9 protein-coding genes are annotated in these 10,412 nt (G+C 43.1%); 2 read left to right on the top strand and 7 right to left on the bottom strand.

Annotation, left to right across the window (positions count from 1 at the left end):
• Positions 1–92: 92 nt before the first annotated feature.
• From AB4507_RS06510 to yegD, 4 genes are all read right to left on the bottom strand, one after another.
• Positions 93–725 (bottom strand): LysE family translocator, encoded by a 633-nt coding sequence (locus tag AB4507_RS06510; RefSeq protein WP_017068640.1) that lies wholly within the window; start codon positions 723–725, stop codon positions 93–95.
• Between the two features lie 150 nt (positions 726–875).
• Positions 876–1,508, bottom strand: coding sequence for a fumarylacetoacetate hydrolase family protein (locus tag AB4507_RS06505; protein WP_017061760.1), 633 nt, complete (start codon positions 1,506–1,508; stop codon positions 876–878).
• A gap of 289 nt (positions 1,509–1,797) precedes the next feature.
• Positions 1,798–2,835 (bottom strand): porin, encoded by a 1,038-nt coding sequence (locus tag AB4507_RS06500; RefSeq protein WP_017061761.1) that lies wholly within the window; start codon positions 2,833–2,835, stop codon positions 1,798–1,800.
• Between the two features lie 491 nt (positions 2,836–3,326).
• Positions 3,327–4,679, bottom strand: a complete 1,353-nt coding sequence (gene yegD, locus AB4507_RS06495) for a molecular chaperone (RefSeq protein ID WP_372182425.1) — start codon at positions 4,677–4,679, stop codon at positions 3,327–3,329.
• A gap of 159 nt (positions 4,680–4,838) precedes the next feature.
• Between yegD and AB4507_RS06490 the strand changes: the two genes are divergently transcribed.
• On the top strand, positions 4,839–5,147 hold the full coding sequence (locus AB4507_RS06490) for a DUF1289 domain-containing protein (protein WP_080582242.1): 309 nt from the start codon (positions 4,839–4,841) through the stop codon (positions 5,145–5,147).
• A 134-nt stretch (positions 5,148–5,281) separates the two neighbouring features.
• On the opposite strand, the gene AB4507_RS06485 is transcribed toward AB4507_RS06490, so the two are convergent.
• Positions 5,282–5,632, bottom strand: a complete 351-nt coding sequence (locus tag AB4507_RS06485) for a HopJ type III effector protein (protein ID WP_372182423.1) — start codon at positions 5,630–5,632, stop codon at positions 5,282–5,284.
• 194 nt (positions 5,633–5,826) lie between these two features.
• Here AB4507_RS06485 and AB4507_RS06480 point away from each other — a divergent pair, with 194 nt between their 5' ends.
• Complete coding sequence (locus tag AB4507_RS06480; protein WP_017066093.1) at positions 5,827–6,486, top strand: PilZ domain-containing protein; 660 nt, start codon at positions 5,827–5,829, stop codon at positions 6,484–6,486.
• 59 nt (positions 6,487–6,545) lie between these two features.
• Here the strand turns inward: AB4507_RS06480 and luxQ are convergent, their stop codons facing one another.
• Both luxQ and AB4507_RS06470 read right to left on the bottom strand, forming a co-directional pair.
• Entirely contained in the window at positions 6,546–9,119 is a 2,574-nt protein-coding gene (gene luxQ / locus AB4507_RS06475) for a quorum-sensing autoinducer 2 sensor kinase/phosphatase LuxQ (protein ID WP_372182422.1), read from the bottom strand.
• A complete protein-coding gene (locus AB4507_RS06470; RefSeq protein WP_017064849.1) occupies positions 9,119–10,213 on the bottom strand; it encodes an autoinducer 2-binding periplasmic protein LuxP in 1,095 nt (364 codons plus the stop codon). Before AB4507_RS06470 ends, luxQ begins: the two co-directional genes overlap by 1 nt.
• Positions 10,214–10,412: the final 199 nt, after the last annotated feature.

Raw genomic sequence — 10,412 nt, 5'->3', positions numbered from 1 at the left:
CCATGCTCGGCGCACAATATAAAAAATGGACGCTCGTAGCGTCCATTTTTGTCTCAGCGGCTAACCACGAGAAGATGTCTGATTTGATTCGTCTACGAAGTAAAGAAAGAAGACAACATCCAGATAGCTAACACGATGAAAACTCCGCCCATGACTTTCTGTTGATAGGTACGAAACTTCGCGTTTTCTACGAGAGATTTACCAATCGTACCCACTAACGCCACCAGCAAAAAGTTAAACGTTAAGCCGAGAACATTCAGTAATAAACCCAGAACAAGCATCTGCTGACCGGAAGTCGCTTCAATATTCGTCGACACAAACTGAGGCAGAAACATCACAAAGAAAACCAACGCTTTAGGATTAAGCAGGTTACTGATTAGCGCTCTTTGATAGTAGGCTTTTGCTGCAAAGTTATCGCTTAACTCAGGCGCGTTACCCTGCTCTGTTCGCAGGCAGTCCCATCCCATCTTCAACAAGTACGCGCCGCCTAACAAATGGAGAGCTTTAAGCGCTATTGGGCTCATTGCGATCAACGCTGATACACCCATGGCCGCTAATACTGTCAGAATGATTCCAGAAGTCGCATTACCTAGGCTTGCAAACACGCCGACCTTACGGCCATAGCTCATGCTTGAACTCGCAATCAGTAACATATCAGGGCCAGGTAAAAGAAGAAGTGCAACAACGGCAGTCAGGTAGACAGGTAAAATGGTTAAGTCGATCATGAGGGTCAGCATTGATAAAAACGGAGGCGGATTTTATATCAATTACCAACACCCTTCCAGATGCAATCAGTTGCTCGACGTTTATTTAATCGAATTAAAAACCAACATTAAACGACAAAGCCAATTTATTAACTAAATAGAAAAGACTAATTAACTTGCTACCCATTCGATCTCAATCAATGTCGTATCGCCACACTTTAGGCGACCAAGGAAGATATCGCCTCGATGTACGGCCCCAACACCTTTTGGCGTACCTGTCATCACAACATCGCCGTCTAGTAAGGTGGTATAAGAAGACAGCTCTTCTAGGATAGTTTTTGGAGAGTAAAGCATCTGCTCAACATGTCCTTTCTGAACACGAACACAGTTAATAAACAACTCTAGGTTTAAGTCTGCAAGGTCTAAGTTATCAATTGGAACAAAGCGACTCAAGACAGCGGAACCATCAAACGCCTTGGCGCGCTCCCAAGGTAGGCCTTTCGCTTTTAAGCTACTTTGTAATTCACGTTTGGTGAGATCTAGTCCTAAACCCACAGCGGAGTACTGGCCATTTTCAACAATAAAACAGATTTCTGCTTCGTAGTGCAGCGCTTCTTGATGAAAAGAAGACAGGGATGACGTAACGCTGGTACTTGGTTTATTGAAAACCACCATAGAGTCTGGGATTGCGTTATTGAGTTCTTCGATGTGATCGACATAGTTACGCCCAACACACAGCACCTTAGTTGGGGTTGCTGTTCGTCTCGAATTCATCAGCTGTTCCTGATCGACAACACTGCTCATAGTTTATCCCTGAACTATTTTTTTGAGTGGAGAGTTTAACGCATCATAAAATGAGAGTCTTCGACAAGATGGTTACCAATATCTAAATTCTGATCTTTAGCTCAATTCGATGATTTGAAAGCGTTTATACGAAGGTCGCAATAGTGCGAAATCACCATTCAAGACAAAAGCCCAAAACGAAAAAAGCCCTCTCTAACCAAAAGGTTTGAGAGGGCTTAGCATGGTGTCTAGGACAGTATCCTAAAAGGTAAACCTAAGGAGTAAACACTATGCTAAATCAGTCTGCGACTTATAGGTAGTAACGAGCACCAAGTAGCCATTGGTCGTCAGCTTTCTCTTTGTACTCACCAGAACCTTGTAGGTCGAATTGGTAACCAGCGAAGCCTACGAACTGAGATGTGAAGTTGTATTCAGCTTGTAGAGCTGTTGTAGAGAATACTGTTTCGCTCTTCTTATCGTCTTCTACCGCTTCGTAGTTAACGCTTAGGTTAAGGCTGTTAGAAAGCGCGTAAGATGCAAGCAATTCAACTGCAACTGACTCTTCAAGAATCTGGCCGTTACCTGAGTTCATGTAGTTGTTCATTGCGTATACACCAGCAAGGTATAAACCTTCAGCGCCGTATGAACCGTAAGTTGCACTTACTACATGTGAATCAGCAGTTTGTGAACCAGCAAGAGCGTAAGTTACGTCACCTGTGTTGTATGCGTAGTTTGCAGTGAAATCAGCGATCGCGTAGTTCAACGCGATTTGAGCACGGTTGCCGTATTCGTTCGCACCATCAGCTTTGCGACCTTGCCATGCAACAGCTGCGTTTAGAGAACCAGCGTTACCGAAGTCGATAGCGTTGCCGTAGCTAACCATCTCTTCGCCACGACCAGTACCTAGATTACCGTGATCTTCGTAGATGAAGTCATTCGCAAATGCGATTGGCATATCTGCTACACCAGCAACGTTGTAGTAAGGTGCCCATTGAGTACCTACTGCTGCACGACCGTAATCATCGTGAGAAAGGCCAACGTAACCAAGACGAGTTGTGAATGACTGATCACCACCGTCTAGCATGTTTAGCGCCCATTCACCTTTAGCATCAGCAGTAAAGCCGTTACCAAGTTCATGAGTTGCACCGAAGTTGATACGTGGAGAAACAGTTTCTACACCGATGTCGTCGCTGTTAAGGCGGTCATCGCTGTTTACATCACCAACTGCAACTGAAACGTGGCCGCCAACAGAGAATGTTGTGCCGTCTTCGTTGTAAAGTTCTACTGCAACTGCCTGTGTACCAAATACTGCACCAGAAATTGCTAGCGCTAAAAGTTTCTTATTCATTGTCATATCCATTATGTAACTGGGTGAGTTATTCACTAACAACCTCGTGCTTACGGAGAAGTTGTTACCTGCATTTAACAAGTAGGCAAACCCTAATATACGAATGACAAGAAAGTTGCATTAAAATATATAAAATAAAAAAAATCGCACTATAAAAAACAAAAATACCTTTTAAAACAGTTGATTAACACGACAATTGCTGGGATCTCCTTTCATTCTTTGAGATAAATACTTTGATTATTTTTGATTTTATAATCACTAAAAAAGCATTAAACATCTAAACCCAAGGTAACTCATCAGACCATCGAGAGGCTCGCCTTTGCCTTTGAAACATTTTGTAACACGTAGAGCTCAGCTGAAATATTTAGCTTTGTGAAACAAATCCCAATATGAGCTAGGAAAAATCGTTCAATAGAAAGTTCATTAGAGAAAAACAAAAAAAGGGCAACCAATCAGCGACTGGTTGCCCTTCATAACTCATCATTGAACTCTTATTTGAAGCAAACCTCAGCCCAACGAGCTAAACCTGCAGTTACTGAACCGAAGTAATTACCACTCACAATCGGTACATTCGGCACAGCTTGTTGTACGGCTTCACGAAGTATCGGTGAACGAGCGGAACCACCCGTCATGTAGATTACGTCTGGCTTTTTCTGGCCTTGTTGAATCGCTTCTTTAACCAACTCAATCATCTTAGACTTTGGTGTTTCAATCGCTTCAACCATCTGTTCGACTGAGATATCTACCTCGACCAGTTCAGAGGCAACATTAATCGCAGCACGATATTGAGGGGATTCTGCCAGCGCAATCTTGGCCTCTTCCGCTCTACGCACAATACCGTAACCCAAAGTGTCGTGATAAACCTTCATCAAACGTTCTAGCTTTTGAGGCTCTGACGCTTCTTTACGAAGTAATTTTAATGCCGCTAGGTTTTCTCTTGAATAGAAGTTCTTTTGAGCTTCAACATTATTAATCGCAATTGGGTTCCAGAATTGAGTCAGTGGCATATCAATACCCGAAATGCCTTTGCTGCCCATACCAAAAGGTGACATCAGTTGTTTGAATGCAAGATAGATATCGAGGTCATTCCCCCCTACCCTTTGCCCACTGTGTGCCAACAAGCTCTGGGTACGATCCGCTTTACCAGACCACGTTGGTCCCATTTCTAATAATGAGCAATCGGTGGTACCACCGCCAATATCAACAACCAATACTGTTTGGTTTTCAGTTAATGTGCTTTCGTAATCAAGGCCTGCGGCTACGGGCTCAAATTGAAAAGCGATATCAAGGAAACCGGCACGCTTAGCTGCGCGAGACAGTATGTCTTCAGCTTGTCTGTTCGCCTCTTCACCACCTCGACCGTGGAAGTTAATTGGTCGGCCGATAACAGCTTGCTTGATCTGCTCTTGAGTCGTGAGTTCGGCTTGATTCTTGATATTTGCCATCATGGCGCACACTAAATCTTCGAAAAAGCTCACCTGCACATCATGCAGTCCACTCGCGCCAAGGAAAGATTTAGGGGACTTAACATAATAAACATCGCGAGGGTCTTCTAAATATAAGTCCAACGCAGCCTGACCAAATGCCATGTCTTCTGGCACTAAGTCGATACTCTCTTCTCTGTTCAGCGCAATCGCACGTCGTAGTACTTGCTCACCGATCTCATCACTCGGCTTGATATTCAAGTGGCGGAATAGATGTTCAGAAACACTCTCACGAGTAGGCGCAAACACGGTTGAGGGAATATAGTGGTTGTTACCTTCTAGCGGTAACAGGCTTGGATCTCCATTAACCATCGCCGCGACAGAACAGTTCGCTGTTCCATAATCAAATCCAATAAACATAATATCCCCCACTCAACAAAAGGGGCGAAATGCTACATGAAAAGCCTAAAAATTACGAGGTCATTTCCAAATTTAACTGAGTAATTTCTTAGCCTAACGGCTCTTAATAGGCAAACAAATATGCTACATTTCAGCCCAAATGAATCACAGGTTAGATAAATGAAAACACCTTGCCGAGCGGCTTGTAAAAATAATGGCGGAATGTGTAGTGGCTGCTTTCGAACAATGGATGAAATTATAGGTTGGAAAGGCTTATCTGAAGAAGAGCAAACGTCGGTTATGGATAATCTTAGTGGCGCGAGTTCGACTCACCAATGTCCACAGTGTAATGAGCCAGCTCAATGCGATATCAGTGCGGGCAAAGAGACGTGTTGGTGTTTTGAGTTAGAAAAACGAGATACTAGCGATATTCCAAAGGCTGGAGTTTGTATGTGTCGTAAGTGCTTGTCTGCCCTGCCCGTTCAGTAGTTTAGAGCCCATTTAGTAAGTTACTGGATAGCAAGTTACTAGCCAGTTCAACATAGACAAAAAAAGCGAGAGGTTGTTTTCTCGCTTCAAAATACTGAGATTAAATTTCGACCTAATCGTTACCTGGTTAGTGTCTACTTCACTTTTGCAACCAGCGCAGGCTGAGAAAACTGGATACCATTCCAGCCATGAACCATAAAGTTACGAATATTTTGATGGTCGCTGTTCTCAGGAAAACCTAGCACGTCGTTACGATAAAATTGACCAAAACAAGCAAGTGTTTGCTCTGCTGATAGGCCTTGCTCTAAACCAAAAGCAAAAATCTTACACGAACCATTATTCTGCCCTGCAGCGTTCACTACCTCACCATTGCGAAATTCGCGCTCAGAAAAATTATAGTGAGCTTCGATCACTTGCATTGTATCTTCAAATTGCACGGCCTCTGGGGTTTCAGCCAGAGTATTCAATAAGGTTTCCAGTTCCATTTACTATTTCTCCATCAAGTATATATCTGTCAGCAGTGTATCTTGTTTTACGACAAGAGTAAGCCGTTGTTTACTTGAGATAGCGATTCACTTTTTTGTTGTACGCTGCTAATTACTTCAATGAAACTAATGACATAGTTTTATCAGGGCGTTATATTATTTTATCAAACGATTAACATTGTTCAGTAACGAATATGCATAAAGATAAAAACTTAGAACTGTTCAGATACCTAAAGCCAGGTACAAAAACAGCAGGTGTATTGGAATTTGGCCCAGACGACTCAATCCAGATCAGTACACTTTATATCGGACACAAAGAAGATCAGTACCTCATCCTAGAGCTTACGCAAAAAGCGACAGAAGCACTGACGCTGAGAAAGCTCACAAACGTTGATATTATTGTTCGTGCGATTACCGACACCGAACTTGGGCACATTGTCGCGTTCAAAACCAATGTACTTGCTCATATCACCTCTCCAGCACATCTAATCTTCCTTCGCCCACCCTCAAACTTTGCAACCAAGCCTATTCGTGAACACGAAAGGTATAAAGTACGTCTCAGCTGTGAAGTCACTTTTGATACCTTGTCGCTGGATGCCACACTAGTCGACTTTTCAGCGTCAGGGTGCGGTATCTATCTTACCCAGCAATCAGATATTGATGTCGGCTGGAAGATAAAAGTTAATTCTGACTTAAATGAGTACTTAGATGACGATCTTGTCTACAAGGTGGTAAGTAAGAAAAGGCAAAGACAAGGCTGGCTGCTAGGTATCCAATTCCCTGAACACCTAGATATGAGTGATGAGTTGAAAACGCTGCTATTGGAACAAGCCTTTGTCGCTGGCTCGATATAAAGGCAGAAAATTAGTTACTTCTCTTCAACAGACTCCATTAAAGAGCACTAAGTTAAAGCCTAGTGCTCTGTGTCATTCCAGTATGAGTTTTTGAAATGAACAAACGCTTGGTGGAGCGACTCTTCTTTAATCGGCTTTACAATCACGTAATTCGCCCCTGCGGCCATAAAGCTGTCTCTAGTTGACTCTTGAGCATCAGCGGTACACGCATAAATAGGGGCTGACACACCAATCTCACCTCTTAGCTGCTGAGTGGTTTCAACACCACCGAGATTAGGGAGTTGGTTATCCATCAAGATCAAGTCATAGGTAATCGTCTTAGCCATCTCAATCGCTTCTAAGCCATCTTTTACCCAGGTGACGACCATGCCATATTTCTTACAGAAAGCCTGAGCAATAAAGGCGTTGGTGTGATTGTCTTCCACCAGCAACACATTCAAAGGTCGACTAAACAACGCCTCTGGCTCAACCTCAGCTTGTTGCTTAGCATCGACTAATAGCGGCTTGGCGTGTACGACTACAGGAATTTCTATCGTGAACTCTGAGCCTTGACCTATCACGCTGCGGACTTGAATGTCCCCTTCCAGCATATCGACCAGATTTTTTACAATTGTAAGTCCTAAACCAGTGCCACCATATTCACGAGTGGTGGTCTCTTCGGCTTGAACAAAGGGTTCAAAAACAGCATCAATTTTGCTTTCATCAATACCAATGCCAGAATCTTTCACTCGAACGATCAAGCTGGCGTGATCGGAGTTAAAGATACTCTCGAGCTCAAAGCTGACGGAGATACCGCCTTGATGAGTGAATTTAAAAGCATTACTCAACAGATTAAACATGATCTGATTGAGGCGTACTTGGTCGGTATTGATTTCAATGTCATCAACCAAGTGATTCACAATGGTAAATTCGACGGATTTATCTTCACACAGCGGTCGATAGATGCTGTCTAAGGTATTAACTAACTCCCCTAAACGGAAGTCTTTCTTTTGAATATTAAAATGCCCTTGCTCAATCTTTGAGAAGTCCAAGATATCGTTAAGTACCGCCAGTAAATGTTCCGCACTATTACACAGTACATCCACCTGCTCGCGATTATCTTCATTGTGCATAGAGCGCTTGAGCAGCTGAGACACACCGAGAATACCGTTGAGCGGCGTGCGAATCTCATGACTCATCTTAGCTAAGAAGTCTGCTCGCACATTCGCAAGATGCTCAGCTTCTTCTCTTGCTCGATCAGCCTGTCTTTCCGCCTCGATAAGCTTAGTAATATCTTGCCCTTGTACCACCACTCCTGTGATGCCGTGTTCCACGCGAATAGCAGACATGTTCCAACGAAACACCTTTTCACCAATGGGTACGTTAATACCCGTCAGTTTAGAACCCTTAACCACCATTTGAATATTAGGCAGCATTCGCTGCTCAAACTCTTGGGCAATTGGACCATAATTGTCATCAGCATCGAACAACGCCATGCGAGCGGCGGGGTTCATCTGAATCAAATCGCCTTTTTCAGACCAAACTAAGATAGGCGAATGAGCAAAGTTAAAGAGATCTTGGAATTTTTGATTCTGTTCAGATAAGCGCTCAAAGGTGTCTTCAAGAGTACAACCAATATGATGAAATTCGAAAATGTTAGAGCCATCGAACTTGTTGTACTCTTCGCTAGCACTTGCCGAACGAGTAAAGTCCATTAGCTTATCAAGCTCGGCTGAGACTCTCTTTTGAATCCAAGTTCGAGCAAAAAAAGACATCAATATGATCACCACAATCACCACGATGATCGCACGCTGATAATTCTCTTCTAACGCAATGAAATTATTATTTTTTTGAACAGCTCGAATGATTAAAGGAGTTTCAACAGCACTAATCTTAATGGTTGCGATGGTAACGAAATGACGCGGCAACTGTTCGTACATTTGGTAATTGAGGATGTCAGTAATGGTGTAGCTTTCATCACCACTGAATGTCGATGTCACCGGTGTACCGTGCGCTTCAATCACGATATTTTCGCTATTACTGCCCTGTTGGATTGACTCAGCCAAAGAGAAGTTATTGTCAAGCACAATGGCGATATAGAGTTGACCAAGGACTTCCCCAGTAGCGTTATCAACAATAGGGGTACGGCGAGCCAACAAGTGACGCTTACCTATATCTGTCCTCAGTTTAATAAAATGCCAATTACTGCTGAACGAAACCTCATCAGAAATATGCTTTAAGTTGGACTCATCCAAACCATAAAATTGACTGTTGCCGTCTTCCCAAGCCAAACCATCGTGGGTTGAGACAAAGCGTAAATCTGGTGCATGATCCGGTTCACGTTGGTCAACACCAAAGAAAAAGTAGCTCAGAGTCTCGTCATTACCCGTATCAAAGTGCTCTCTGAGAGTTTCACTGTGTGAGCTACTGTCTTGATGGATTTGCAGCACCGACAAACGATAATCAAACATGTTTTGGATCAGGCTTGAGGTTTGCTGTACCGTTCGATTCGTCTCTTGCTGTACGATATTACTGCTGGTTTCATAATTATGAATAAGCACGCCAAGTGCCATCACGCCTATCACCAAAATAACGATACGCGTAATGAGTCTAGCTAAAGTGTTTCTAGGTGTACTGGCGTAACTTTTCTTCATTAGTGACCTGAGTACCTAAATGCTCGCTGTTTAAGTTCTGAAATACGTTCTGGGGAATCTTCCTTGGTGACAATTTCAAATTCACCAGAGTAAACGGTAGGCACTTCCAAACCGGCTAGATCCCACTTGATCGCCTCTGCCATTGCAATGCCTGTATCGTCGTTCATACGCATGACAGTAACATCTAGGTCGCCCCTTGCAATGGCTTCAAGTTCAGCAGAGCCGCCTCCCCAACCATTCACTAAGATGTCTTGGCCCGATTCACGAATCGCTTCCATTGCACCGAGAGCGACATCCGTTGAACATGCATAGATAAAGTCTAGATCCTTATCGTTCTCTATGCTGATTTTAGCCGCTTGGTAGCCACTGTCTTTGTTTGATTTTGTGTAAAACGAAGACTTAAGGGTAAAGTTGGTATCCGTATTCACTTCATGGATAAAAGTATCTCCACGCGCATCACTGATATAGCCTTGTGAGTAATACAAAACAGAATACTTACTGTCTGGCGGACTTACTTGTTTAAAATAGTCCGCCAGTTTTAAACTGCCTGTCGCATGGTCAAAACCCACATACATAAATGGCTGTCTATCTGCCCAAGCTCGCACTGGCGTCGTGATATTTTGAAGAATCAGTTTGGTGTCTGTAGAGGTCAACACGTGCTCGATAAACTTGCGGTGGCGCGTGGTATCTAGCGTGAAAATCAAATAATCCGTCTTGTTTTCAATCGCTTCTTGCAACGAAATACTCTGCTGCGCGAGATCGGCATTAATACGGGTAAATACTTGATTTATTTGGTAGCGGATCTTCAGCCTATCGAGACGCTTCTCAAAAGCTTGAATATTACGAACCCAGTAATCCGAGATCTGTTGGCCCGGATACACAACCGAGATCGTGATAGGTCGATCTTGAGGTCGCCTCAATGGCACAGGATGGTTTTGCACTGCTTCGACCATTTTATCGGTCAATATTTTTTGTTCTGGAAACTTGGAAAGATAATCTTGGTATTCCCAGTACCCATTGAGGACATGAGTACCATGGGAGAGAGCGGACGCAGAAAATACGGCAAGTCCAAACAACATCAGTAAACGTTTCATATTTTTCTCGTTTTATATGAGCTACTTTGGCTCATTTTTTAACCTAGCATGACACCATCTCTTTGTATGGCTAATGGATATTATGTAGGACAACGATGATAAATGATAGCGTCTAACACTAATTAGAACGACATTCTAAATGAGCAATATGTTAATTTGGAATGGAGATTAAGAACATCGAGTTAAATTATGATTTCAG

This window comes from Vibrio sp. 10N.222.54.A3 (genome assembly GCF_041474095.1).
GTDB classification, from domain to species: Bacteria; Pseudomonadota; Gammaproteobacteria; order Enterobacterales; family Vibrionaceae; genus Vibrio; species Vibrio crassostreae_C.
The sequence above is the reverse complement of the archived record's forward strand: the minus strand, read 5'-3'. Positions and strand labels throughout refer to the sequence as shown.